This is a genomic window from Pseudomonas sp. B424 (genome assembly GCF_055408345.1).
Map to the genome: position 1 here is coordinate 1 of NZ_JBUZTL010000023.1, position 25900 is coordinate 25900.

At 59.2% G+C, this 25900-nt stretch carries 27 protein-coding genes; 13 read left to right on the forward strand and 14 right to left on the reverse strand.

The features are described 5' to 3' along the window. Nucleotides 1-6 precede the first annotated feature (6 nt). A complete protein-coding gene (locus ACZRMS_RS21135; RefSeq protein ID WP_463996988.1) occupies nt 7-756 on the forward strand; it encodes a helix-turn-helix transcriptional regulator in 750 nt (249 codons plus the stop codon). Nucleotides 757-833: 77 nt separating this feature from the next. Next, the gene (locus tag ACZRMS_RS21140; RefSeq protein WP_463996932.1) at nt 834-1727 is read left to right on the forward strand and encodes a DMT family transporter; all 894 of its coding nucleotides are present in this window, start codon (nt 834-836) and stop codon (nt 1725-1727) included. Here the strand turns inward: ACZRMS_RS21140 and ACZRMS_RS21145 are convergent. Continuing rightward, nucleotides 1721-2008, reverse strand: coding sequence for an Rdx family protein (locus ACZRMS_RS21145; protein ID WP_048361058.1), 288 nt, complete (start codon nt 2006-2008; stop codon nt 1721-1723). The genes ACZRMS_RS21140 and ACZRMS_RS21145 overlap by 7 nt on opposite strands. A 70-nt stretch (nt 2009-2078) precedes the next feature. Here ACZRMS_RS21145 and ACZRMS_RS21150 point away from each other — a divergent pair, with 70 nt between their 5' ends. Next, complete coding sequence (locus ACZRMS_RS21150; protein ID WP_463996989.1) at nt 2079-4262, forward strand: patatin-like phospholipase family protein; 2184 nt, start codon at nt 2079-2081, stop codon at nt 4260-4262. A 118-nt stretch (nt 4263-4380) separates the two neighbouring features. Here the strand turns inward: ACZRMS_RS21150 and ACZRMS_RS21155 are convergent, their stop codons facing one another. Both ACZRMS_RS21155 and recQ read right to left on the reverse strand, forming a co-directional pair. Next, complete coding sequence (locus ACZRMS_RS21155; RefSeq protein WP_463996933.1) at nt 4381-4815, reverse strand: MarR family transcriptional regulator; 435 nt, start codon at nt 4813-4815, stop codon at nt 4381-4383. Nucleotides 4816-4934: 119 nt separating this feature from the next. Next, a complete protein-coding gene (recQ, locus tag ACZRMS_RS21160; RefSeq protein ID WP_463996934.1) occupies nt 4935-7064 on the reverse strand; it encodes a DNA helicase RecQ in 2130 nt (709 codons plus the stop codon). A gap of 263 nt (nt 7065-7327) precedes the next feature. Between recQ and ACZRMS_RS21165 the strand changes: the two genes are divergently transcribed. Further along, nucleotides 7328-7915, forward strand: a complete 588-nt coding sequence (locus tag ACZRMS_RS21165) for a UPF0149 family protein (RefSeq protein ID WP_048360714.1) — start codon at nt 7328-7330, stop codon at nt 7913-7915. A gap of 7 nt (nt 7916-7922) precedes the next feature. Further along, on the forward strand, nt 7923-8321 hold the full coding sequence (locus ACZRMS_RS21170; protein WP_162200696.1) for a YbaN family protein: 399 nt from the start codon (nt 7923-7925) through the stop codon (nt 8319-8321). Between the two features lie 98 nt (nt 8322-8419). Here ACZRMS_RS21170 and ACZRMS_RS21175 read toward each other — a convergent pair whose 3' ends face one another. Further along, on the reverse strand, nt 8420-9031 hold the full coding sequence (locus ACZRMS_RS21175; RefSeq protein ID WP_463996935.1) for a tRNA-uridine aminocarboxypropyltransferase: 612 nt from the start codon (nt 9029-9031) through the stop codon (nt 8420-8422). Between the two features lie 17 nt (nt 9032-9048). Continuing rightward, nucleotides 9049-9942 (reverse strand): LysR family transcriptional regulator, encoded by an 894-nt coding sequence (locus ACZRMS_RS21180; protein ID WP_463996936.1) that lies wholly within the window; start codon nt 9940-9942, stop codon nt 9049-9051. Between the two features lie 185 nt (nt 9943-10127). Here ACZRMS_RS21180 and speB point away from each other — a divergent pair, with 185 nt between their 5' ends. From speB to ACZRMS_RS21195, 3 genes are all read left to right on the forward strand, one after another. Beyond that, a complete protein-coding gene (speB, locus tag ACZRMS_RS21185; RefSeq protein ID WP_048360711.1) occupies nt 10128-11078 on the forward strand; it encodes an agmatinase in 951 nt (316 codons plus the stop codon). A 90-nt stretch (nt 11079-11168) separates the two neighbouring features. Continuing rightward, nucleotides 11169-12548, forward strand: coding sequence for a sodium:solute symporter family protein (locus ACZRMS_RS21190; RefSeq protein ID WP_463996937.1), 1380 nt, complete (start codon nt 11169-11171; stop codon nt 12546-12548). 31 nt (nt 12549-12579) lie between these two features. Next, a complete protein-coding gene (locus ACZRMS_RS21195; protein ID WP_463996938.1) occupies nt 12580-13257 on the forward strand; it encodes a hypothetical protein in 678 nt (225 codons plus the stop codon). 120 nt (nt 13258-13377) lie between these two features. Here ACZRMS_RS21195 and ACZRMS_RS21200 read toward each other — a convergent pair whose 3' ends face one another. Together ACZRMS_RS21200 and ptrR are read right to left on the reverse strand one after the other, a co-directional pair. Further along, on the reverse strand, nt 13378-13503 hold the full coding sequence (locus ACZRMS_RS21200; RefSeq protein WP_463996939.1) for a PA1414 family protein: 126 nt from the start codon (nt 13501-13503) through the stop codon (nt 13378-13380). Between the two features lie 127 nt (nt 13504-13630). Beyond that, a complete protein-coding gene (gene ptrR, locus ACZRMS_RS21205) occupies nt 13631-14533 on the reverse strand; it encodes a putrescine utilization regulator PtrR (protein WP_463996940.1) in 903 nt (300 codons plus the stop codon). 103 nt (nt 14534-14636) lie between these two features. Here ptrR and ACZRMS_RS21210 point away from each other — a divergent pair, with 103 nt between their 5' ends. Beyond that, nucleotides 14637-15818: an MFS transporter gene (locus tag ACZRMS_RS21210; RefSeq protein ID WP_463996941.1), complete on the forward strand. Its 1182-nt coding sequence runs from the start codon at nt 14637-14639 to the stop codon at nt 15816-15818. Here the strand turns inward: ACZRMS_RS21210 and ACZRMS_RS21215 are convergent. The 3 genes from ACZRMS_RS21215 to ACZRMS_RS21225 form a co-directional block, all read right to left on the reverse strand. Beyond that, on the reverse strand, nt 15766-16695 hold the full coding sequence (locus tag ACZRMS_RS21215; RefSeq protein ID WP_463996942.1) for a DMT family transporter: 930 nt from the start codon (nt 16693-16695) through the stop codon (nt 15766-15768). The two genes, ACZRMS_RS21210 and ACZRMS_RS21215, sit on opposite strands and share 53 nt — an antisense overlap. A 70-nt stretch (nt 16696-16765) precedes the next feature. Continuing rightward, entirely contained in the window at nt 16766-17170 is a 405-nt protein-coding gene (locus tag ACZRMS_RS21220) for a DUF2177 family protein (protein WP_463996943.1), read from the reverse strand. Between the two features lie 24 nt (nt 17171-17194). Beyond that, the gene (locus ACZRMS_RS21225) at nt 17195-18031 is read right to left on the reverse strand and encodes a CvfB family protein (protein WP_463996944.1); all 837 of its coding nucleotides are present in this window, start codon (nt 18029-18031) and stop codon (nt 17195-17197) included. A gap of 358 nt (nt 18032-18389) precedes the next feature. Here ACZRMS_RS21225 and ACZRMS_RS21230 point away from each other — a divergent pair, with 358 nt between their 5' ends. Together ACZRMS_RS21230 and ACZRMS_RS21235 are read left to right on the forward strand one after the other, a co-directional pair. Beyond that, nucleotides 18390-18569, forward strand: a complete 180-nt coding sequence (locus ACZRMS_RS21230; RefSeq protein ID WP_048360704.1) for a hypothetical protein — start codon at nt 18390-18392, stop codon at nt 18567-18569. A gap of 193 nt (nt 18570-18762) precedes the next feature. After that, nucleotides 18763-19485, forward strand: a complete 723-nt coding sequence (locus tag ACZRMS_RS21235; protein ID WP_463996945.1) for a TorF family putative porin — start codon at nt 18763-18765, stop codon at nt 19483-19485. A gap of 92 nt (nt 19486-19577) precedes the next feature. Here ACZRMS_RS21235 and ACZRMS_RS21240 read toward each other — a convergent pair whose 3' ends face one another. Then, nucleotides 19578-20924 carry a DEAD/DEAH box helicase gene (locus ACZRMS_RS21240; RefSeq protein WP_048360701.1) on the reverse strand — a complete coding sequence of 449 codons (1347 nt, stop codon included), beginning with the start codon at nt 20922-20924 and terminating at the stop codon, nt 19578-19580. A 193-nt stretch (nt 20925-21117) separates the two neighbouring features. Here ACZRMS_RS21240 and ACZRMS_RS21245 point away from each other — a divergent pair, with 193 nt between their 5' ends. Further along, nucleotides 21118-22401, forward strand: a complete 1284-nt coding sequence (locus ACZRMS_RS21245; RefSeq protein ID WP_463996946.1) for a mechanosensitive ion channel family protein — start codon at nt 21118-21120, stop codon at nt 22399-22401. Nucleotides 22402-22454: 53 nt separating this feature from the next. Here ACZRMS_RS21245 and ACZRMS_RS21250 read toward each other — a convergent pair whose 3' ends face one another. The 3 genes from ACZRMS_RS21250 to ACZRMS_RS21260 form a co-directional block, all read right to left on the reverse strand. Continuing rightward, entirely contained in the window at nt 22455-23015 is a 561-nt protein-coding gene (locus ACZRMS_RS21250; RefSeq protein ID WP_463996947.1) for an RBBP9/YdeN family alpha/beta hydrolase, read from the reverse strand. A 41-nt stretch (nt 23016-23056) separates the two neighbouring features. Beyond that, nucleotides 23057-23917: a carboxylate/amino acid/amine transporter gene (locus ACZRMS_RS21255; protein WP_463996948.1), complete on the reverse strand. Its 861-nt coding sequence runs from the start codon at nt 23915-23917 to the stop codon at nt 23057-23059. Between the two features lie 259 nt (nt 23918-24176). After that, the gene (locus tag ACZRMS_RS21260) at nt 24177-24776 is read right to left on the reverse strand and encodes an FMN-dependent NADH-azoreductase (protein ID WP_463996949.1); all 600 of its coding nucleotides are present in this window, start codon (nt 24774-24776) and stop codon (nt 24177-24179) included. Between the two features lie 155 nt (nt 24777-24931). Between ACZRMS_RS21260 and ACZRMS_RS21265 the strand changes: the two genes are divergently transcribed. Next, nucleotides 24932-25855: a LysR family transcriptional regulator gene (locus ACZRMS_RS21265; RefSeq protein WP_463996950.1), complete on the forward strand. Its 924-nt coding sequence runs from the start codon at nt 24932-24934 to the stop codon at nt 25853-25855. Nucleotides 25856-25900 lie beyond the last annotated feature (45 nt).

Genomic DNA, 25900 nt, shown 5'->3' on the forward strand with positions numbered 1-25900 from the left:
GGCCAAATCCTGTCACTGCGCCATTACCGTCACGACGTGATTGCCCACAGCCATGAGCACGCGCAAGTGGTGATCAGCTTGTCCGGCACACTCGACTTTGAGGTGGACGGCCGGGCCAGCCTGCTGCACCAGCAGCACTTGATCATCGTGCCCGCCGGGGCCCACCACACCTGCGGCAGCCCCCGGGGCAGCCATTGCCTGGTGCTGGATGTGCCGGGCGAAAACTGGCTCGGACAATCCCTGGGCAATCACGCCGATGCCAGCCGCCGGTTGCTCGACACCGCCGGGCACTTGCCCCTGGACCCCAGGCAACATCAGCTGGTGAGCTGGCTTGCCGCCAGCCCCGTCACTGACCCTCTGATCGCTCGCCAAGGGGCGATTCTGCTGCTGGCCAGCTTGAATACCCTCGCGCCAGAACAAGCCCAACCCAGACGCCTGCCCTTCGGTGCTCTGGATGCCTATATCGACCAGAACGCCGCCTACCCGCTTCAAGTTGCAGATCTTGCACGCATTGCGGGTTTGTCCTGCGCGCGCCTGCACAGTCGCTTCATCACCGAGTGTGGGCAAACACCGATGGACTACATCCGTCAGCGCCGTTTGCACAACGCGCGCACTCTCCTGTGCAATAGCCACCTGCCCATCGGCGAAATCGCCAGCCGCGTCGGTTACAGCTCGCAAAGCGCATTCGCCGCCGCCATGCTCCGCGAATTCGGCGCATCGCCCTCGGTGCTGCGCCGCGAGTCTGGCGACAACTGACGCCAGTCCCGCGACAGACAACCCCCCAACCCGCGCCTTAGACTGCAGCCCTTGCCTGTATTGATTTAAGGATTGCAATGACTCCGCGTACCGCTTTGGGCGCTCTGCATATTGGCGCGTTGATGTTCGGCCTGACCGGCGTGTTCGGCAAACTCGCGGCGGCATCCCCCTCGATCATTGTCTTCGGCCGCGCCGCGTTCGCCGTACTGGCCCTGGCCTGCTTTGCCGGGCTGGCCAAAAGTACGGTCTGGTACCGGTTGTCACTGCGTGACGCGCGCAATCTGCTGCTCAGCGGCTTGCTGCTGGCCGGGCACTGGGTGAGCTTTTTTATCTCGGTAAAGATTGCCGGGGTGGCGATTGCAACGCTGGGCTTTGCCAGCTTCCCGGCGTTTACCGTGATACTTGAAGGGCTGATTTTTCGCGAGCGTATCCGGCTCAACGAAATCATTCTGGTGATACTGGTCAGCGCAGGACTGATCCTCGTCACCCCGAGCTTTGATCTGGCCAGCCAGGCCACCGAGGGCTTGCTGTGGGCGGTTGCCTCGGGCCTGTTGTTTTCGTTGCTGTCCCTCAACAACCGCGCCAACTCGGGGCGGATCCCCGCCGTGCAGGCCGCCATGTGGCAAAACGCGGTGGTTGCCTTGTGCCTGCTGCCTTTCGCTGCCCCGGGGCTGGGTGACGTTCGCCCGCTGGACTGGCTGTGGATCGGCCTGCTCGGCGTGCTGTGCACCGGGGTGGCCCACAGCCTGTTCGTCGCCAGCCTGGCGGTGATCAAGGCACGTACGGCCGCCGTGGTCTTTGCTCTGGAGCCGGTCTACGGCATCACCCTGGCATGGGTGCTGTTCCACGAAACGCCCACGCTGGGCATGCTGCTGGGCGGCGTGTTGATTATCGTCGCGATCGTGGTGTCGAGCCGCATGGCCAGCGGCCCGGCACCGGGCAAGGCATCAGTAGATGCCGCCGCTCACTGAACCCGGTCGTTATGGCCAAGATCACGCTGCGGGTCGATCTGGTCGCGAACCCGCTGCTTGAGCACCTTGGCCTCCGGGAAGCCGCCATCAGCCTTGCGCTCCCAGATCTGTACGCCGTTGCAGGTGATGCGGAATACCCCGCCGGTACCCGGCTCCAGTGCAACCCGTCCCAGGTCTTCGGCAAAGGTGCTGAGCAGTTCCTGAGCCAGCCATGCAGCGCGCAGCAGCCACTGGCATTGGGTGCAATAGGTAATGACAATTTCAGGTTTGGTGAGCGACATGATTTCAAAGGCTCTGAAGGGAAAGGCGCCGCTATAATAGCCGCCTTTGTCGCTTGCCCCGAGATTCATGATGCGCCGCCTGCTGAGCTTTTTACTCCTGTGTTTATGCCCCTTGGTACTGTTTGCCGCCGAAGCCCCGAAGCCGAAAATCGGTCTGGTGCTGTCAGGCGGTGCCGCCCGAGGCCTGGCCCACGTCGGCGTGCTCAAGGCACTCGAAGAACAGGGTATTCACATCGATGCCATCGCGGGCACCAGCATGGGCGCGGTGATCGGCGGCCTGTATGCCTCCGGCTACAAGATCGACGAGCTTGAAAAACTCGCACTGGGCATCGACTGGCAAGAAGCCCTGTCCGACTCGCCAGACCGTGAGGACGTGCCGTTCCGGCGCAAGCAGGATGATCGTGACTTTCTGATCAAGCAAAAGCTCAGTTTTCGCGACGATGGCAGTCTGGGCCTGCCATTGGGCGTGATCCAGGGGCAGAACCTGGCACTGCTGCTGGAAAGCCTGCTGGCCCACAGCAGCGATATCCGTGATTTCGACAAGCTGCCGATCCCGTTCCGCGCCGTTGCCACCGATATCGTGAACGGTGAAAAAGTAGTGTTCCGCAAAGGCCATCTGCCCCAGGTGATCCGTGCCAGCATGTCGATCCCGGCCGTGTTCGCCCCGGTTGAAATCAACGGTCAATTGCTGGTCGACGGTGGCATGGTCGACAACATCCCGGTGGATGTGGCCCGGGAAATGGGCGTGGACCTGGTCATAGTGGTCGACATCGGCACCCCGCTGCGCGGGCGCAAACAGCTCAACACCGTGTTCGACATCCTCAATCAATCCATCACCCTGATGACCCGCAGCAACTCCGAGGTGCAGCTTGCGTCCCTTAAACCCGATGACATCCTGATCCAGCCCGCACTCGCCAGCTTCGGCGTCACCGACTTTGGCCGCTCGCAAGACATCATCAACGCCGGCTACCGCGCCACACAAATTCTCGAAAAGCGCCTGTCCAGCCTGCGCCAGCCCGACGACGCGCAACTGGCAGCCGCCCGCACCGCCGAAGAACGCACGCCGGTCATTACCGCGATCAAAATCGAAAACGACTCAAAAATCGGCGACTCGGTGATCCGCTATTACATCCGCCAACCCATCGGCGAACCACTGGACCTGGGCCGTCTGCAACGGGACATGGGCACACTCTACGGCCTGGACTACTTCGACCAGGTGCAATACCGCGTGGTGCACAAAGGCAAGGAACGCACACTGGTGATCACTGCACGGGCCAAACGCGGCGGCACCGATTACCTGCGACTGGGGCTCAACCTGTCTGACGACCTGCGCGGCGACAACGCGTTTAACCTCGGCGCCAGCTACCGGGTCAACGGCATCAACACCCTGGGCGCGGAATGGCTGACCCGGGTGCAGATTGGCGATCAGCAAGAGCTCTACAGCGAGTTTTATCAGCCGCTGGATGCGGGCTCGCGGTACTTCGTGGCGCCGTACATCAATGCCCAGTCACAAAACGTGGAAGCCATCCTCGACAACGACCCCATCGCCGAATATCGATTGGAGCGCTACGGTTTTGGCTTGAATGTCGGTCGTCAAATCGGTAACAGCGGCGAGATCCGCCTGGGTGTCGGCGAGGCATGGGGCGAAGCCAATGTGCGAATTGGTGAGCAGGACCTGCCAAGCACCAGCTTCAATGAAGGCTTCTACGACCTCAAGTACTCGTTCGACTCGCTGGACAACGTGTACTTCCCGCACTCGGGCGAAGACATCAGCATGAGCGTGCGCCAGTTCGAACCGGCGCTGGGCTCGGACGAGCGCTATCGCCAATGGGAGTTCAATCTGGACAAGGCCATGAGTTCAGGGCCCGACACCTGGATTCTGGGCGGGCGTTACGCCCGCACGCTGGATCAGGCCAACGTGGTCACATCGAGCTACCTGCTGGGCGGAGCCCGGCAGTTGTCGGGCTTCAGGCAGGACGCGATTTCCGGGCAAAACATCAGCCTGATACGTGCCGTTTACTATCGCCGGCTTACCCCGCGTTCGTACTTGCCGTTTGATTTCCCGCTGTATGCCGGTGCCTCTTTGGAGCGCGGGCGCGCCTGGAACAATGACAACGAGTTCGACAGCGGCTATATCAACGCGGCGAGCATCTTTATCGGATTCGACACACCGCTTGGCCCCCTGAATTTCAGTTATGGCTTTAACGACGATAACCAGAAGGCGTTGTATTTGAACCTTGGACAGACGTTCTGACGGTTCAAGCCAATGTGGGAGCGAGCCTGCTCGCGATGCTGGCAGCGCGGTCTTCCAAAGAGACCGCAGTGATGTCATCGCGAGCAGGCTCGCTCCCACAAGGAGAAATGTGCAGGGATCAGTGCTTTTCGAGGTTATCCAGAATGCGCTTGTGAACCCGCAGGCAAATGCGCTGCTCCTCCTCATCTATGCCCACGAACAGCTCTTGGCGCAACGCGGTGGCAATGGCTTCGATCTGCTCGATCAACGGCCGGGCAGAATCACTCAGGACGATCTTCTTGGCGCGCCGGTCCTCAACCACCGAGTGGCGCTGTACCAGCCCCTGGGCCTCCAGGCTGTCGAGCAGGCGGGCCAGGGTCGGACCTTCGACGCCAACACTTTGGGCCAGTTCACGCTGAGTCGGCGCGTCATCAAAACGCGCCAGGTGCAGCAGCACAAGCCAACGGGCCTGGGACAAGCCGAGACCGGCAAGACGACGATCCAGTTCGGCACGCCAGCCACGGGACATTTGGGCCAGTTGCATACCAAAACGGTGCTGATCGGTTAACGGCATAAAAAACTCAATGATTAGACTGAAAATAGAGTGAAACTAATTATTAGTCAGCTAAGCATGGCGCTTGCACATAGGCAAGGGGTGTAAGTCAATCAATCGTTACATAATCAACATCATAGTCAGATTTCGAACTCCGATTGCAGTGCAGCTCGCACGCAATACAGCACACCTTCAGGCACCCGGCCCTTGAACTGTTCGGCAATGCTGGCCACGCTCGGCAGCTCCCCTTCGCCATCCAGGAACGCATCCTGCACTTCTTCCATCAGGTCTTCAGGCAGGTCCAGCGCCTGCTCCAGCGACAGTTCCTGACGCCCGATGGCCTCGGCCAGCATGGTGTAAACATTCTTCTCAGAACACTGCAGTTGCCCGCTGATCTGCAGCGGGGTCATGCCGGCCCGGGCCAGGCTGATCAATTCGTGGCGGATATCAGCCACCACTTTTGGCGTTTCGGCCTGCCCGCCCAGCACCTCGAGGAATGCCTCGCCGTAACGTTCCAGTTTTCGCGCACCCACGCCGCTGACCGTGGCCATCTCGGACAACGAGGTGGGCTGGCTGCGCAGCATTTCGAGCAAGGTCGAATCGGGGAAGATGACGTAAGGCGGCACGCCGTGCTCTTCGGCCAATTTGCGGCGCAAGGCGCGCAGGGCTTCCCACTGCTCGCGCTCTTCGCCGCGCACCAACTGGCTGGCCGGGCTGGCAGAGCTGCTTTTAACCGTGGTTTGCGGCTTGAGTTCGCGACGCAGCTCCAGCGTCACTTCGCCACGCAGCAACGGCCGGCAGCTGTCGCTCAGACGCAAGCCGCCATAGCCTTCGATATCAATATCGGCAAGGCCACGGGCCACCAGCTGGCGGAACAGCGTGCGCCACTCACCTTCGGCGCGGTCTTTGCCAATGCCAAAGACCGACAGATGCTGATGACCCACACTGCGGATTTTTTCGTTCTCCCGACCCAGCAGCACGTCGATCAAGTGACCTGTGCCATAGCGCTGGCCAGTGCGGTGAATCGTCGACAGCGCCTGACGCGCAGGCTCGGTGGCGTCCCAGGTTTGCACGCCATCCACGCAGTTGTCGCAATGCCCGCAGGGTTGCGGCATTTCTTCATCGAAGTACGCGAGCAAGGTCTGACGGCGGCAGCGGGGCTCTTCGCACAAGGACAGCATGGCGTCGAGTTTGTGATGCTCCAGGCGCTTGTGTCGCTCATCGCCTTCGGAGTTTTGCAGCATTTGCTTGAGCATCACAACGTCTTGCAGGCCGTAGGCCATCCAGGCGTCGGCGGGCAAGCCATCACGCCCTGCCCGGCCGGTTTCCTGGTAATACGCCTCAAGGGACTTGGGCAAATCCAGGTGCGCCACAAAGCGCACATTGGATTTATCGATACCCATGCCGAAAGCAATGGTCGCCACCATGATCAGCCCTTCCTCGTTGAGGAAGCGCTTCTGGTTGGCGGCGCGGGTGTCGCTCGGCAAGCCGGCGTGATACGGCAAGGCCGGGAAGCCCTGCTCACAGAGAAACTTCGCCACCTCGTCGACCTTTTTACGCGACAGGCAGTAAACGATGCCCGCGTCGCTGCGCCGTTCCGAGAGGAACGCCAGCAACTGCTTGCGCGGCTGCTCTTTGGGCACGATGCGGTAAAAAATATTGGGCCGGTCGAAGCTCGACAAAAAACGTTCGGCGTTCTGCAAATGCAGACGGGTAACGATTTCTTCGCGGGTGCGCTTGTCTGCCGTGGCGGTCAGGGCAATACGCGGCACATTCGGGAACACTTCGGCCAACTGGCCCAGTTGCAGGTATTCCGGGCGGAAATCGTGACCCCACTGCGATACGCAGTGGGCTTCGTCGATGGCAAAAAGGGCGATATCCAGGCTTTGCAAGAACGCCATCATGCGCGGCTGCACCAGACGCTCGGGCGCCAGGTAGAGCATTTTGACTTCGCCGCGCTTGATCCGGATCGCCAGCTCACGCTGTTGCTCGGCGTTGAGCGTCGAGTTCAAGGCCGCAGCGGCCACACCGAGTTCCTCGAGGGTTGCGACCTGATCGTCCATCAAGGCAATCAGCGGCGACACCACCACGGCCAGACCGTCACGCAGCAGCGCCGGGACCTGGAAGCACAAGGATTTACCGCCGCCGGTAGGCATCAGCACCAAGGCGTCGCCACCCAGGGCCACGCGCTCAATAATGTCACCCTGGCGGCCACGGAAACTGTCGTAGCCGAAGATGTCTTTGAGTACGCGTTGAGCCTGTTCGAGCATAGAAACTCCAGAAATCGCCGAAACACCCCTGCGCCAGCACGACCCGCCGTGGCCGCAAGCCTTTTAAAGGCTCGGGCACCGGTGCGCTACATTTACCGCAGGGCATCACAAAACGCGGCAGTATACCCGAGCACTCCCCCGCTGCGGGGCGTGTAATTGCAACACTGATAACCGGGAACTGATGGCAAATGTGCCCTGCGACTGGCTTGGGCGCTCAAGAAAGCCTAGAATTCACTATCGTTTATTTACTAGGTAGCACATTAATGTCCTTCGCTGAGCAACTAACCCGCCTGCAAGTCTTCCTCGACGCCGACGAGCTGCATGACGAGGCGCTGGACTACGTGGCCACCCACGGCTATCTGACTGCCCTGTCCATCTGTTCTGAAGATGTGCCTGAGCGCGAGTGGATCGACGCCATCTTCTCCGAAGCCCCGCATTACCAGGACGACGCCCAGCGCGCCGAGATCGAAGGCACGCTGATCCAGCTCAAGGCTCACATCGCTCGCCAACTGGCGTCCGACGAAGAGTTCGAGCTGCCTTGTGACCTGGATCTGGGCGACGAGCCGGACGATTCCGATTTGCGCGGCTGGTGTGTCGGCTTCATGGAAGGCGTATTCATGCGCGAAGCCGCCTGGTTCGAAACCGCCGAAGAAGAAGTCAGCGAAATGCTGCTGCCGATCATGGTCGGTTCGGGCCTGTTCGATGACCAGCCTGAGTTCGAAGACATCGCCAAGGATGCCAACCTGATGGACGACATGATCGTTCAGATCCCTGAAGCGCTGACCGCCCTGTACCTGCTGTGCCAGGCACCTGACGAGAAGCCGGCGATCCTCAAGCCACGTCACCACTGATCACTCAGTGGCTCAGCCCTCGCCCGGCAACCGTCCGCGGTTGCTGCGCTACGCTCTGTTTGCCATCGGCTGGCTGAGCGTAGCGTTGGGGGTTATCGGTATTTTCCTGCCTGTCCTGCCTACAACACCCTTTCTGCTATTGGCTGCCGCATGTTTTGCGCGCAGTTCGCCACGTTTTTATCAATGGCTGGTCGAGCACCCACGGCTCGGGCCATGGATCCGCGACTATCTGGACGGCAACGGTATCCCGCTCAAGGGCAAGGTCTACGCCATTGGCCTGATGTGGCTGAGTATCGGATTGTCCTGCTACCTCGTGCCCCTCCCTTGGGCACGGGGCTTTATGCTGACCAGTGCGGTGCTGGTGAGCATTTACATCCTGCGTCAAAAAACCCTCGAAAAACCCTGACCCCCAAACAACTGGTGGCCGCTGCCGAAGGCTGCAGGAAAACGGCAACTGTGGGAGCGAGCCTGCTCGCGAATAGGGCTTGACCTACAACAGAGTATCTACAGGTCTTGAGGCTTACCGTGATTTTTCTGATAGGTCTCGGCACCCATTGCTTCAATCTGCCCTTCAATCAACGCCTCGAACGGACGCAGCAAGGGCGCGAACGAAGTGGCAGGTTCAAGGATTTCCAGCGCCTGCACGATGGCTTCCAGGGTCGACAAGGCTCCCGGCCCCGGCGCTTTGCGCAGTCGATAGCGCGACACAGCACCTTCAGGCAACGTGACCCGTGGCAACTGCGCCAGCAACGGGTTGAGGTGCAGCAACTTGCGCGCCTTGCGCCACGTACCGTCCGGCACCACCAACAACAGTGGCAGGTCATCCCCTGGCGGGGCATGGGCAGAGATCAACTGCGCGTCATCCCCCGGAAACAACAGCCGCGCCCTGTACCCGGGCGGGTTGAGCAGCGTGGCCAGATCCTCAAACACCTCACCCACTCGCAACTCGGCGTTGGCCAAGCCCAATGCAGCCAGCCGCGCCGTGTTTAGCGCATGGTTGACCTCACTCGGGTGCTGCAACAGCAAGACCCGGGTACGGCTTTCAAGCTGTGGGATCAGTTCGCACAAGCAGTGAGTTTGCGGGCGCAAGCAACGAGGGCATTGGGCTCGGGACATGGTTGTAAAACTCTCGGTCAAGGTTTATGAAGCTGCGCTTTGAGCAAGTCGCGGAAGGTTTGAATCAGCGGTTCCCGGCTGCGGCCGCGGCGCACGATCATCGAAAACGGTGCTTGATAACCAAAGGTCGCGGGGAGCAGCACACGCAAGTCGCCCTTCTCCACCCACGGTTCTGCGTAGTGTTCGGGCAGATAGCCGATGTAAGCCCCCGAGAGCACCAGGATCAGTTGCGCCTCCATACTGTCGACCGTCGCCGCGCTGTGTTTGAAGCCATGGCGCGCCAGTTCGGCCTGGCTCCAGTACCCGCGCCCAACCATGCGCTGCTGGGTAATCACCGGTTCGGGGATGCGCCGCTCGCTGAACAAGGGATGGCGACTGCTGCAGTACAGCCAGTGTTGCTCGCGATACAACGGTTGATAAAGCAACCCGCTCATGCGCGTGGAAAACGCACCGATGGCCAGGTCCAGGCGATTATCTTGCACCCCGAGCTGCAACTCATACGGGCTCAGCACCGACAAATGCAGGTGCACGGCCGGGTGCTCCTGACTGTAGGCGCCAATGGCCTCGGCAAAGGGCAGCGCCTTGTCGTTGACGGTGGAGTCGATCACACCCAGGTTCAAGGTGCCGCGCAACTCGCCCTTGAGCGCCGCCGCGTATTGCTCAAAACCCTCCAGCTCGCCCAGCAGACGCAAGGTTTCCTGATGGAACAGCTCGCCTTTGCTCGTCAGGCTGAACCCGCCCCGGCCGCGATGGCACAGCACCAACCCCAGGTTGGCTTCAAGCTGGCTCATGTAGGTGCTGATGGCCGAGGTCGAGAGGTTGAGCGCCTGCTGGGAATTGGCAAAGCCCTGGTGCCTGACCACGCTGGCAAAGATTCGCAATAGTTTCAGATCGGGTAAAGCGTTGGCCATGGATGACTCACCTGATTGCGGGGACTGACCTTCCCACAGCCCAGCTGTGTGATTTTGAGACCAGAAGTTTAACCTCTTTAGTTTAGAAAAATCTGAACTAAGTATTTGCCCACAGGGATTCTTCCCGCCGCACACCTTTCGCAGAATCGAACGCCATAACCACAACAAACGACGAGGCTTATCCCGTGGACAAAATTCTTCATCAACCACTGGGCGGCAACGAAATGCCGCGCTTCGCCGGCATCGCCACCATGCTGCGCCTGCCTCACCTGCAGTCGGCCAAAGGCCTGGACGCGGCCTTTATTGGCGTACCGCTGGACATCGGCACCTCGCTGCGCCCCGGCACCCGCTTTGGCCCCCGGGAAATCCGCGCCGAATCGGTGATGATCCGCCCCTACAACATGGCCACCGGCGCCGCACCTTTTGACTCGCTGTCGGTGGCCGATATCGGCGACGTGGCGATCAACACCTTCAACCTGCTGGATGCAGTGCGCATCATCGAAGAGTCTTACGACGAGATCCTCGAACACGACGTGATCCCGCTGACCCTGGGCGGTGACCACACCATCACCCTGCCGATTCTGCGGGCGATCCACAAAAAACACGGCAAGGTCGGGCTGGTGCATATCGATGCACACGCGGATGTGAACGACCACATGTTCGGCGAGAAAATCGCCCACGGCACTACCTTCCGCCGCGCCGTGGAAGAAGGCCTGCTGGACTGTGACCGGGTCGTGCAGATCGGCCTGCGCGCCCAGGGCTATACCGCCGAAGATTTCAACTGGAGCCGCAACCAGGGCTTTCGCGTGGTGCAGGCCGAAGAGTGCTGGCACAAATCCCTGGCACCGCTGATGGCCGAAGTGCGCGAGAAAGTCGGTAATGGCCCGGTGTATCTGAGTTTTGATATCGACGGCATCGATCCGGCATGGGCGCCCGGCACCGGGACCCCGGAAATCGGCGGGCTGACCACCATTCAGGCGATTGAAGTGATACGCGGCTGTCAGGGCCTCGACCTGGTCGGCTGCGACCTGGTAGAGGTCTCGCCGCCCTATGACACGACCGGCAATACCTCACTGCTGGGCGCCAATCTGCTCTACGAAATGCTCTGCGTGCTCCCCGGCGTCGTGCATCGATAAGGACGTCTGCGCGGCACCATTAAAACGGTGCCGCCCACCCGTGCTGTGACTAGCTGCATCCATAAAAAAAATAATCGGAGATTCGCCATCATGGCTTTAGATCTACTGGTCGTCCTTATCTACGCAGCGGCAATGCTCGTGCTGGGTTACTACGGCATGCGCAAGGCAAAGACCCACGAAGACTATCTGGTCGCCGGGCGCAACCTGGGCCCCACGCTATACATGGGCACCATGGCGGCAACCGTACTGGGCGGCGCCTCAACCGTCGGCACGGTGCGCCTTGGGTATGTGCACGGGATTTCCGGCTTTTGGCTGTGTGCCGCACTGGGTTGCGGGATCATCGCGCTGAACCTGTTCCTGGCCAAGCCGCTGCTCAAGCTGAAAATTTTCACCGTCACCCAGGTGCTGGAGAAGCGTTACAACCCGATGGCCCGTCAGGCCAGCGCGGTAATCATGCTGGCCTACGCACTGATGATCGGCGTGACCTCGATTCTGGCCATCGGCACCGTACTGGAAGTGCTGTTCGGCCTGCCCTTCTGGATTTCGGTGTTGCTCGGTGGCGGTGTGGTGGTGGTGTACTCGACCATTGGCGGCATGTGGTCGCTGACCCTGACCGACATCGTGCAGTTTGTGATCAAGACCGTCGGCCTGATGTTCGTGCTGCTGCCCATCTGCCTGTACCGCGTCGGCGGCTGGGATGAGCTGGTGAGCAAGTTGCCCGCCTCGAACTTCAGCTTCACCAGCATCGGCTGGGACACGATCATCACCTACTTCATGATCTACTTTTTCGGCATCCTGATCGGCCAGGACATCTGGCAACGGGTATTCACCGCAAAAACCGCCAAAGTGGCCAAGTACGCGGGCACGTTCGCCGGTCTTTACTGCATCCTCTACGGCCTGACCTGCGCCCTGATCGGCATGGCGGCGCATGTGCTGCTGCCGGACCTGGACAACGTCAACAACGCCTTCGCCGCGATCGTTAAAGCCTCACTGCCGGACGGCATTCGCGGGCTGGTGATTGCTGCAGCCCTGGCGGCCATGATGTCGACCGCCAGCGCAGGCTTGCTCGCAGCCTCCACGGTGCTGACCGAAGACCTGCTGCCCAAGTTGCGCGGCGGCAAACAGTCGAGCCTCAACATCAACCGCCTGTTTACCTTGCTGACGGGGTTTGCCGTGCTGGGAATCGCACTGGTGGTCAACGATGTGATCAGCGCCCTCACGCTGGCCTATAACCTGCTGGTCGGCGGCATGCTGGTGCCATTGATCGGGGCGATTTTCTGGAAGCGCGCCACCACCGCAGGCGCTATTACCAGTATGGCGCTGGGGTTTGTCACGGCACTGGGGTTCATGTTCAAGGACGGCCTGGAAGCCAACACACCGATTTACTTCAGCCTGGCGGTGGCATTGATCAGCTTTGTAGTGGTCAGCCTGCTGGATCGGCGGCCAGTACCAGTGGCCAGCATCGCCTGACAAACACTTGCTTCTACGGGTGCGACATCACATGTCGTACCCGTTTTTTTTAGAAATGCCCCCGCTGTATCTACTGCCTCATACAAACCAGAACACCAATACCCCGCCACTACAGCGCTTTATCGCTGCCAGCCAATCAGACCCTCAAACTACTCTTAAAAAGCGCCGACATGGGATGTCGCCGCACAACCTCAAGCACTTCCTGACATTAAATGGACTTAACCTCATGACCCACTTTAAAAAGTATCTGGCCTCTATTTTAGTGGCTACCGGCATGGCGCTGGCTGGCGTCAATGCTCAGGCAGATGTCACCACACTGACCTTCGAAATCATCAATAAGACGTCCGGACCGCTCAAACTCAATCGCTCGAGCTGGAATCTGTCGCTGACCGAGCCGGGGTTCTTTGATGTCGACCCGTTAAGCGAGCACTCATTTGAAGCCAACTACAGGACCAACTTCGGCTACCCCAGAAAAACCCCTGCAACACTTCGCGAAACCATTTCATATGCCAACGGCAATCGGGAATGCACCTTTACCACAGAGCTGAGAGTTACCCAGTCATTCGGCATGTTGAGGCCGACACTGAGCTCCACTCGGTCAGCCAGTGCATCCTCTACAGGTATGGATGATGTGAAGTGCGAGGCACGAATTACGGAGAAAACAGACACTGCGCCGCTCAATTACAGCGTGCGCTATAGCATGGGCTAACAGGCCCTGAAGATAGGGGGGCAGTTCACACTGCCCTTTCTTTCACGCAACAGCAGCTTCTACCGGCCAGAAGCAGAAGAAACAGGACAGCCACCTGCGCACGGCGCAAGCATGCATGCCTTAACGGCGACGTTGCGGACGACGACGCGGTTCCTGGACAGGAATAGGCACAGGTTGCAGTGGCGGCTCGATCAGGCCAAGTGCAACACCAACGTCATGGAGCCAGGTTTGCAGTTTGTCTTTCATATTTCCCCCTTGGGGTCACTCTGGCGACGGGAATTCTGTAGTCGCTTCACACAGATAATAGCCCTAAGTCCTACGCAATGCTTGCCTAAGGTCAATGAACTTTAGGCTAATCTCGTACAAATCTGACTCAAGCCGACACCCGAAGTTTCGTCGACAGCGGGCTGTTTAACGCCGACGGTGTCTGCTGCAGCTCTATCCACGCATTCAGGTTGGCGCCCATCATGCCTTTTCGCCACATCAGCCATGTTGTAGCGTTGGCAAAAGGTTGTTGCAAGGCATGTATGCCGACACTTTCACGCCCCGGCAAACTGGCCAGCATAGACGCAGGCATCAGCGCCACGCCCGATCCGGCCACCACACAGGCCAACATGCCCTGGTAGGACTCAATCTCCATCACCCGCCCCATAGCGGCGCGATCACTGGCGTACCAGGCTTCAAGCCGGGCCCGGTACGAGCAGCCTTGTCGAAAGGTAAACACCTCCCTGCCCTGCACGTCCCGGGCGCGGGTAATCGGCGGATGATCCAGATCGCTGATCAGCACCAGGCTTTCTTCGCAGAACACCACCCCATCCAGCCCTGCCAGTTCCAGCGGCCCATCCACCAGCGCAGCATCCAGACGCCCGGCCAGCAACCCTTCGAGCAGCTCGCCGCTCGGTGCCGACTGCACGTTCAGGTTCACCCCCGGGTAGCTGCGGTGATAGCGCGCCAGCAACGCGGGCAGATGAATCGCCGCGGTGCTGTACATCGTGCCCAGGGTGAACTTGCCTGACGGCACACCGCCCTGCACCGCCCCCAGCGCTTCATCGTGCAGGGCAAACAGCCGCGCGGTGTAGTCCAGCAACACCTGCCCCGCCGGGGACAGCTGCAAGCGCTGGCGTTCGCGCACAAACAACTCGACGCCCATTTGCTCTTCAAGCTGCTTGAGCCGGGTCGACAGATTGGAGGGCACGCGATGCAGTCGCTCAGCCGCTCGGGTGATCGATCCTTCTTCGGCCACGGCCTGAAAAATTCGTAACTGGCTGAACTCCACACCATTCTCCAAAACAGAACAAGTTACTCACTATTATTCATTTTTAAGGAATGTCAATTGCCTCTAGCCTGACGGTCATTGTCTTCTCTCAGGAACTCGCAGCATGTCACCCCTGACCCGCTTACTCGCCAGCTTTATCGCACTCATGATGGCCATGGGCATTGGCCGCTTTTCCCTGACGCCGCAACTGCCGCACCTGATCAGCGAAGGGCAGATCGACCTCACCGGTGCCGGGCTGATCGCGGCGGCCAATTATCTGGGCTATCTGGTCGGCGCCCTGGATGCCATGCGCGCCAGACGCCCGGATCAAGTCCGTGGCCGCTTGCACACAGGCCTATGGCTGTGTGTCGGACTGACGCTGATTTCATATTGGGCCTACGGCTTTTGGCCGCATCTGCTCTTGCGCTTTGGCTCGGGGGTCGCCAGTGCCTGGGTGATGGTGATGATCACCGCCCTCAGTCAACAGATAGCCGTCAGCGCCAACCGCCCGCGCCTGGGAGCGCTGGTGTTTGCAGGGCCCGGGGCTGGCGTTGTGCTGACCGGTTTGCTGGCACTGGCCGCCAATGTATCGGGCCAAGGCTCTGCCACGCTCTGGTTGGTCTATGCCGTTGCGGCGCTGATCATGTTACTGGTGATTGTGCCGATACTGCCGCAATCGTCCGCGCTACCGGCACAGCCACCGACCGCTGCACCGGGCACGCGCCAACCCGGGATTGCACGCCTGGGGGCGATTTATGGGCTCTATGGTTTGGGCTACATCATCCCTGCAACGTTTTTGTCGCAAATGGCCAGCGCCCAGTTTCACGGCCAGTGGCAAGCCGACTTGTTCTGGCCCGCCTTCGGACTATGCGCCGCGACAGGCGTGGCGCTGATCAGCTTGCGCCGCCCCGACCCCGGCACCACGCGCTTCTGGCTGATGGGCGGATTATGGATTCAAGCCCTTGGCGTGCTGGCGTGCCTGTTGCCGAGCAGTACCGGGCTGGCACTGGGCGTCATCCTGTGCGGCACACCGTTTTTGGCCTGCATGCCGCTGGTCATGCAACGCTCACGGGACCTGGCGCCCCATGCGACGGCCCGCAACGCTGCCTTGTTGACCGCCTGCTTCGCCGTGGGCCAGCTGTGCGGGCCGTTGCTGGCAGCGCTCAGCAGTCATTTCAGTGGTGGGCTGCAACCGGCGCTGGTCATTGCTGCCAGCGGGTTGCTGCTGGCAGGCGTGCTGGCCTGGCAGTCGGTCAACTGCCCAGCAGAGCGCGTACTTTGCGACGCACCCACTGCTCCGCACTGACAAACGTGATGCCCAGCAGCACGAAAATTGCGCCCACCACAAAATTGATGCTCAAGGGCTCGTGCAGCACCAGCACACCGAACGTCACGCCGAACAGCGGCGTCATGAACGAGAACACCGCCAGGTTGGAGGCCAGGTAGCGCTTGAGCAGCCAGAACCACACCAGGTAGCTGAAGAACGACACCACCAGCCCCTGGAACAGCACACTGGCCACTGCGACGCTGGTCAGGCTGACATGGGTGATCTGGCCGCTGGCCGCAGCGATTACCAGCAAACCGACGAAACCGACAATCAGTTGATAGAACAAAGTCAGCGTCACCGGCGCTTCGGACAGCCTGGAGCCGCGCACCACTACCGTGGTCGCACCCCAGGCCATGCCGGCCAGAATCCCGTAGGCATCGCCCAGCAGCATATTGCGATCCATGTCCGCAAACGACATACCGCCGGCAAAGGAGAAGGCGATCCCTGCAAACGCGAGGAAAATCCCCAGCCATTGCAACGGCCGCAAGCGCTCGCTGGGCAATAACCAGTTAATCCCCAGAGCGGTGAAAATCGGTGCGGTATAAAGGAATACCGACATATGCGCGGCACTGGTCAGTTGCAGCCCTTCGGAGATAAAGAAGAACTCCAGGCCGAACAGGCTACCGGCCAGCAAGCCACCGCGCCAAGTGGCGGGCACCTGGTTCCAGCCGCCTTTCCAGCAAATCAACAGCCCCACCAGCAGCGCCGAGATGCCGGAGCGCGCGGCCGCCTGCATCACGGGTGCGATGTCCGGCGCCGCGATTTTGATTATCACCTGTTGCACACCCCAGATCAGGCACAGGCCCAGCATGACTTGCAGAGCGAAAGCATCCGTTGCTCGCCGCGAAATACTCATAGACCACCTAAAAAGCTACGCCCGGGAAAGGCCAGATACAGCGCAGTATGTAACCTGTTGCCGAAAGGAGTCAGGACGCCAGCTTGCGTGCCGCCCAATAACCCGACAAGGCTGCAAGACAGGTCAATAACCCGCCCCAGGCCATGTCCATCAACGCCAACTGGGCAGACCAGCCTTGCAGCGTCGCCCAGTTGGTCATGTCGTAGGTGCCATAGGCCACCAATCCGAAAAACGCGCCGGTCAAGGCTGCTCTTCGCGCGCTGCCACGGGCCAGGGCCGGCATCACGACAAAGAACACCACGCCCAGCACGTACAACAGATAGAACACGATGGCGGGCCCCCACTTGGGTTGCTCCAGCATCAGCGAACCCAGCAGCTCTTTATAGGTAGAGCTCATGAGCACGCCCAGCCACAGGCCGTCGAGCACCAGAAAAGCCATCAACGCACCGATATACGCCCACACTGCTTTTCTCATGTCGCCAGCCCCCTTGGCTTTGGCTCAGATCAGTTCGATACGATCTGCGTGGATTGCAATCTTGCCTTCCTTGTACAGCGCGCCAATGGCCTTTTTGAAATTGCCCTTGCTGACGCCGAACAGGTTACTGATCACTTCAGGCGCGCTTTTGTCGCTGACCGGCAGCACGCCGCTGTTGTCACGCAACTTGCTCAGGATTTTCGAGTTCAGGCTGCTGGCGGCTTCCTGGCCGACCGGCTGCAGGCTCAGGCTGATCTTGCCGTCTGCGCGAACTTCCTTGATGAAGCCTTTCTCTTGCTTGCCCGCACGCATGAACTTGAAGATTTCATTCTTGTGGATCAAGCCCCAGTGCTTGTTGTTGATCACGGCCTTGAAGCCCATGTCCGTGGCTTCGGCCACCAACAGATCAACTTCCTGGCCAACCTGGTAATTGGCCGGGGTTTTGTCCAGATAACGGTCAAGACGCGCAGTCGCGGTGATACGACGCGTGTGCTTGTCGAGGTAAACGTGCACCACGACATATTCGCCGGCGGTCATCTGGCGTTTTTCTTCGGAATACGGCAACAGCAAATCTTTCGGCAGGCCCCAATCAAGGAACACACCGATGCTATTAACTTCTACCACTTTAAGACTGGCGAACTCACCGACCTGAACTTTTGGTTTTTCAGTGGTGGCAAGTAATTTGTCTTCACTGTCCAAATAAACAAAGACGTTGAGCCAGTCTTCATCTTCGCTGGGAATATCTTTTGGAATATAACGATTGGGCAACAGGATTTCGCCGTCTGCCCCGCCGTCCAAATACAAACCAAAACTCGTATGTTTAACCACTTGCAAACTGTTGTAGCGACCGATTAAAGCCATGTCCAATACCCTCATTACGTAGGCGGCATTCTACCCGAGTTTAGGGGGGCGAATTGGAGCGCCGCAGCCCGGCATCCAAAAAATCTGCGAAAGGTTTGATTTGTCTGGATTTTATAGCGCACCCCGGGTGCCACTCGTCAGCCGGCAAGGGGCTGGAAATCCAGCGAGCAGCGCCTGAACACGATTAAATACCCTCCTCTGTTATGAATTAAAACAGCGAGTTAGCCGACAATTACACGATTGTTTATCACCGACCACAGAACACCGCCTTTATTTTACGAAGATATTTAACAAGCAATTGTCAAGTATTTCAGGTACTATCGCTGGCCAAGTTATTTTCTACAGGACAATAGCCGCCATGCGTGTAAAAGCATCCGCCAGCAAAGCCAAGCCAGCTCCCGCTGTTGAAACCAGCGCCTCAATCAATGCTCAAATTGAAGCATTCTTGAAATCCGGCGGCGAAATTCAGGAAATCAAAAAAGGCGTCAGCGGCCAGACTTTTGGCCCGTCCAAGCAGATCACGCTGGGCAAAAAGTAATACCCCTCGCGTCATCTGGTCCTCATGCGCTTTGCCATCCAAGGCGCTAGGACTATCGATTTATCCCCTTTGTTCCCCTGTAACGCCCCTGATTCGAATCGATAAATCGACGAACGGCACCCTGCTGCCGACTTTCCTGCGTATGCTCCAAAGGCTCTGAATCAAGCCTTTGAGCCCATATAGGGAGCCGATCATGCTCACACGGGCTTTACTGCTGGCCGGTACGCTACTCGCCAGCGCCACTGTGGACGCACAGGTCTTTGCACGGGAACTGGGGGATTTCGATCTCAAACTGGCCACCCAGCCTAGCCGCAGCATGGCTCAGGGCCTGGTCAAGCCCACAACCCCCGGCTCGACCTTCCATGGCGGCCTGGACCTCACCCACGACAGCGGCTGGTATGTCGGACAATGGGCGCCCACCATGGGCATCAAGCCTGGCAGCAACCTCGAAGTCGACTCCTACCTGGGCTACAAACACCCTTTCGACCAGACCCTGGGCTACGAACTGGGGTTGATCCATTACAGCTACCCAAAACTCGACTCCCTCGACAGCCAACAATTCTTTGCCGGCCTCACAGTGCTGGGTACGCGCTTTGGCGCCGCCTTCAGCAACGACCCGGACCGGCGCGACAGTACACTGTTTGCCGATTTGGGGCTCAACCAGCCCTTCGGCATCGGGGTGAGCATGAAGTACACCACTCACCAGCTGGGCACGCCCGTATCCATCGCAGATGGCAGCAGCGTACACGCGTTCAATGACTGGTCAGTGAAGCTGTCACGACCCTGGATGGGCATCGACCTGAACCTGATCTACAGCGACTCCAGCCTAGATGGCATGGAGTGCTCGGCCTATTCGGGGCAGAACTCCCAGTGTGATGGCCTGTTGACGTTCAAGGCTGAACGGACTTTTTACTGAGCCGGGCTGGTAAGCCAACCCTTACGAAAACAGCGGTACAGACAACAAAAAACCCGGCACAGGCCGGGTTTTTTGTGGGTCACGCCAGCGCCTTATTCAGCGGCTGGAGCTTCCGGCTTGCGGCGCTTGAGCGGTGCCATGCCGTCTTTGCTGACCAGCGACAGAGCGTCGGTCTTCGGGCGATTGGCTATCTTGCGCTTGGTCGGTGCCTTGGCGCCCGACTTCTTCTTGACGCCTTTGGCATCGGTCTTTTTCTTCTTCACGCCAACAGCTTTGCCCGAGGCCTTGACGTTTTTTGGTCCGCCGTAGGTGCCTTTGACTTCCTTGATGGTGCGACGCTCGAAGCTTTGCTTCAGGTAGCGCTCAACGCTGGACATCAGGTTCCAGTCGCCATGGCAGATCAGCGAGATGGCCAGACCGTCGTTGCCCGCACGGCCGGTACGACCAATACGGTGTACGTATTCGTCGCCGCTGCGTGGCATGTCGAAGTTGATCACCAGATCCAGGCCTTCAACGTCCAGACCACGTGCTGCCACGTCGGTGGCAACCAGGATCTTGACGCCGCCCTGCTTCAGGCGGTCGATGGCCAGCTTGCGATCCTTCTGATCTTTCTCACCGTGCAGGACAAATGCTTTGTAGTCCTGAGCCACCAGGCGACCGTATATACGGTCTGCCATGGCGCGGGTGTTGGTGAAAACGATCGCTTTCTGATACGTCTCGTTGGCCAGCAGCCAGTTCACAATTTGTTCTTTGTGCTGGTTGTGGTCAGCGGTGATCACTTGCTGGCGCGTCGTGGCGTTCAGCTGGCTGACCTGGTTGAGCTGCAAATGCTCGGCATCTTTCAGAACCTTGCCGATCATTTCACGCAGACCCGAACCACCGGTGGTGGCCGAGAACAGCATGGTCTGCTGACGGTTCGGACACTCGTCGACCAGACGCTGAACGTCTTCGGAGAAGCCCATGTCGAGCATGCGGTCGGCTTCGTCGAGCACCAGCACTTCAACTTCTTTCAAGTCGAGGTTGCCGGCGTTCAGTTGCTCCAGCAAACGGCCAGGAGTACCGATCAGGATGTCCGGCACCTTGCGCAGCATGGCAGCCTGGACCTTGAAGTCTTCACCGCCGGTGATCAGGCCGGACTTGATGAACGTGAACTGCGAAAAGCGCTCAACTTCTTTAAGCGTCTGCTGCGCCAGCTCGCGGGTCGGCAGCAAAATCAACGCCTTGATGCTGACGCGGATTTTGGCTGGGCCAATCAGACGGTTCAGAATCGGCAGGACGAAAGCGGCAGTTTTGCCACTCCCGGTTTGAGCTGTAACCCGCAGGTCACGCCCTTCGAGCGCGAGCGGGATGGCCGCTGCTTGCACAGGCGTAGGCTCGACAAATTTAAGCTCGGCCACAGCTTTAAGCAGGCGTTCGTGCAGGGCGAAATCGGAAAACACGGGTGCTACCTCGAAGAAATACAAAAAATCAGCGGCATAGAGTAACGGTTTCGAGCGCCAAGGCCGAGTTTCTTTGCACGAACGGCGTGAAACAAATGGTTTTTTAAGGTCTTTAGTCCAACGAAGGCCACTAAATTGCCCTGAAGTGCTCTAATCCCCTCTGTCATTTCTTTACAGGACAGCGTTTTAACCTATGGATACTCAATCACTCTGGGCCCAATTCCAGGATCTTTGGAGCAATCTGGATCAGCACCCTTGGGTGTCAGCACTTTTCGGGCTGATTATTCTGGTGGCCATCGCTCTGCTGGCCGGACACGTGGCCCGCATCCTGATTTTGCGCGTTACCAAGATTCTGGCCCGCCAACCGGCCCTGCACTGGATCAACGATCTGCGTGAGCACAAGGTCTTTCACCGCCTGGCGCAATTGACGCCCTCCTTGATGGTGCAATTCGGACGCAATCTCGTGCCGGACATGAGCGACAACGGTCGCCACTTCCTTGGCAACCTGGCGCTGGCCATTACGATTTTTGTCCTGACGCGGGTCATCAGCGCACTGCTGGACGCCTTGCTCGATATCTACTCGCGCACCAATTACGCCAAGACCCGACCGATCAAGGGTTACATCCAGCTGACGAAAATGCTGCTGTATGTATTTTCGGCCATCATCATTGTCGCAACCCTGATCGACCGCTCGCCGATGCTGCTGCTCTCGGGCCTGGGCGCGATGTCTGCGGTGATCCTGCTGGTCTACAAAGACACCCTGCTGTCGTTCGTGGCCAGCGTGCAGCTGACCAGCAACGACTTGCTGCGTGTGGGCGACTGGATCGAGATGCCGCAGGTCGGTGCCGATGGCGATGTCATCGATATCACCCTGCACACCGTCAAGGTGCAGAACTTCGACAAGACCATCGTGTCGATTCCGACCTGGCGCTTGATGTCCGAGTCGTTCAAGAACTGGCGCGGCATGCAGCAGTCCGGCGGGCGCCGGATCAAGCGCAGCCTGAATATTGATGCCGCCGGGGTTGGCTTTTTGACCGATGAGCAGGAAGAGCGCCTGGAGCAGGTCTATCTGCTGCGCGATTACCTGACCCGCAAGAAAGCCGAACTCAAAAGCTGGAACGAAGCCCAGGGCAACGTCGCGGCGCTGTCCGCCAACCGTCGACGCATGACCAATATCGGCACATTCCGCGCCTACGCATTGCCGTACCTGAAAAGCCACGCCATGATTCAGCCGAACATGACGTGCATGGTGCGCCAGCTGCAAGCCACACCCGAAGGTGTACCGCTGGAAGTCTATTGCTTTACCCGCACCACGGTGTGGGACGAGTACGAGCAGATCCAGGGCGATATCTTTGACTATCTGCTGGCCGTGATGCCCGAGTTCGGGCTGAGCGTATATCAGCAACCGAGCGGCAATGACCTGCGCGACGGGCTGCTGAACAAGATAAAGGCGCCGTTGGCCATGGCCGAAGACTGATGTGTAACCGCTGACGAGGAACGAGGCTGCGCGCCTCGTCAGCGACTACATGTTCAAGCCTGCTTGAACTGGGGATCGCCGGTCAGCTTGAACAGCAACTCGATCCCCTGCGGCCAGGCCCCAAAGCCCCCGTCACCATTGATATGGCCCGCATTCTCCAGCCACACCAGTTCGCTGCCCCAGGCTTCGCTGAATGCAGTGGCCCGCTCGCGGGTGACGTAGGGATCGTTGGTGCTGGCCACGGTAATCGCGTCAAACGGCAGCGCATTCAGCGGCATCGGAGTGAAGCCCGCCGTACCGCCAGGGTAGCTCTCGGCTTCGGTATCACTGGGCGCGACCAGCAAGGCCCCGCGTACCCGCTTGGCCTCTGCGGGATGCTGCTGCGCCCAGCGGGCAATCAGCGTGCACGCCAGGCTATGCCCCACCAGCACCACAGGACGCTCGCTTTTGGTGATCTTTTTTTGCAGGTTCTGCACCCAGTCTGTGCAGACGGGGGTCTCCCAGTCTTCCTGCTTGACGCGGTGCAGCCCGCTGTAGCGCTGCTCCCAGTGAGATTGCCAATGCTCTGCTCCCGAATTGAACAGGCCCGGCAAGATCAACACCCTGACTGTCATTCCGACTCTCCCTTGCGGTGGTAAATGGACTGTGATTGACCTTAGACCGTCACAGCCCTGCGGTCTAGCCGACTGATCCAGACGGCTAGCACAATCACCATCGCGCCAACGAACAAGCGCCCTAGGGACTCGTGCTGGTTCCAGATCAGCAAGCTGATCAACAAGCCGACCGGCACATGCAAGATATTCATCACAGCCAAAGTGCCGACCCTGACCATACATGCACCTTTGTTCCACCAGTACAGACCCAGCGCTGTAGAAATCAGCCCCAGAAATACCAGCACGCCCCATTGCAAGGGAGCTTCCGGCAGGAAGTTGGCCTTGCCAAACAGCAGAAATGCCGGCAACACCACTGCCAAAGCCCCCAGATAAAAGAAACCAAATCGTCGGTAATGCTGCACGTCGCTCGGATAGCGCGCCACCAGGCGCTTGTACAACACCTGCCCGGCGGCATAGGTAAAGTTGCCCAGTTGCAGCAGCAAGAAGCCCTTGAAGAAATCAGGGCTGATGCTGTCGAAGCGAATCACCCCTGCCCCCGCCACGGCCACCAGCGCCGCCACCAGCGCCCACGGGTTGAAACGCCGGTTGAGTGCATCTTCGATCAGGGTCACGTGCAGCGGCGTCAAAATGGTGAACAGCAACACCTCAGGCACCGTCAGCACACGAAAACTCAGGTACAGGCAAACATAGGTGATCCCGAACTGCAGGGCGCCGATCAGCAACATGCCACGCATAAAGCCGGGTTCTACCTGACGCCAGCGCGTCAGCGGGATAAACACCAGCCCCGCCAGCACCACGCGCACCAGAACAGCAAAGTAGCTGTCGACGTGCCCGGCCAGATACTCGCCAATCAGGCTGAAGGAGAACGCCTGAATCAAGGTGACAATTAACAGATAGCCCATGAATCTCTCGCTCAGAAATCGAAACTGCTCACCGGCAACACACCCGCAAGCTCATCAGAAGGTGCGCGACCTTAGCGGTTTTACATCGACCTTTACCATCACCCGGTAATGCGCAGACAAAAAAAACCCGATCCAGCGCAAGGGCTGATCGGGTACGAGCACTCAAGAAAGTGCAAAGGGAGGTTCGATGCGCGAACCGCATGCTTGAAGGAGCAATGAAACGATTAAGCCACCCGGCGATTATCTGTTGATTAACAGCCTATGCGATTGCAGCAAGTCTGGCCTTGGCCTGGTTCAGACCTTTTTCCTGGAAATCACCGCCCAGGTTCAGGCCTTCGGCATGGATAAAGGTCACATCGTGAATCCCGATAAATGCCATGACCTGACGCAGGTAGGGTTCCTGGTGGTCCGAGGTGCTACCCGCATATAGCCCGCCGCGGGCAGTCAGTACGTATGCTTGCTTGCCGGTCAGAAGCCCTTGTGGCCCGGTCTCGGTGTATTTGAAGGTCACCCCGGCCCGCAACACGTGATCAAGCCACGCCTTGAGGGTGCTGGGAATCGCAAAGTTGTACATCGGGGCCGCCAGCACCAGAACATCAGCGGCCAGTACCTCATCGGTCAGTTCATTGGAGCGCTGCAGGGAGGCGTTTTCTTCGGCGCTGCGTTGCGCTTCGGGCTTCATCCAGCCTCCCAGCAGGTTGGCGTCAAGGTGTGGCACCGGGTTGCGGGCGAGATCACGAACGGTCACACGATCAGCAGGATGCGCGGCTTGCCACTGGCTGATGAACTGCCGGGTCAACTGCCGGGAAAACGAGTCTTGCTGACGGGCACTGCTTTCAATGATCAGAACATTGGACATGGCGGGTAAGCTCCATCTGTAAATACTGTAAGGCGATGGAGCAGAGAGTAGAGATCATCAGTTCGATAAAAAAGCGCAATAACCTGCTACAACCTATCTATAAACCTGTTTATTTAGCGGTATCCTGTCACAACCCCACACCAGAGGAATTCATCGTGAAAGCGCCCCGCGTGACCCTTGATCAATGGCGCACCTTGCAAGCGGTGGTTGATCACGGTGGCTTTGCCCAAGCCGCTGAAGTACTTCATCGCTCACAGTCGTCTGTCAGCTACACCGTGGCCCGCATGCAGGATCAGCTCGGCGTGCCGCTGCTGCGTATCGACGGGCGCAAAGCCGTGCTCACCGAGGCCGGCGCCGTACTGCTGCGCCGCTCCAGGCAACTGGTGAAACAGGCCAGCCAGCTCGAGGACCTTGCCCACCACATGGAGCAGGGCTGGGAGGCCGAGGTCCGGCTGGTGGTTGACGCCGCCTACCCCAACGCGCGGCTGGTGCGCGCCCTGACCGCCTTTATGCCGCAAAGCCGTGGCTGCCGTGTGCGTTTACGCGAAGAAGTATTGTCCGGCGTCGAAGAGGTGCTGCTCGAAGGCGTGGCTGACCTGGCCATCAGCAGCTTCAATATTCCCGGCTACCTGGGTACCGAGTTGAGCACTGTGGAGTTTGTCGCAGTGGCCCACCCCGATCACCCGCTGCATCGCCTGCAACGCGAACTGCACTTCCAGGACCTCGAAAGCCAGCTGCAAGTGGTGATTCGCGACTCGGGTCGCCAGCAACCACGTGACGTGGGCTGGCTTGGCTCCGAACAGCGCTGGACCGTCGGCAGCCTGGCCACAGCCGCAGCCTTTGTGGGCAGCGGGCTGGGTTTTGCCTGGTTGCCACGGCACATGATCGAGCGCGAACTCAAGGAAGGCGTGCTCAAACCGTTGCCCTTGAATCAGGGCGGTAATCGTCATCCGGTGTTTTTCCTGTACGCCAACAAGGACAAACCACTGGGCCCGGCCACACAAATCCTCGTCGAACTGCTGCAGACTTTCGACACCGCTCCACTGGACGCGCCGTTCGCAGCCCCACAGCAAGCGTGAAGATCAGTGGGCAGGAACCTGATTCGAGAATATCCTGTCCAACAC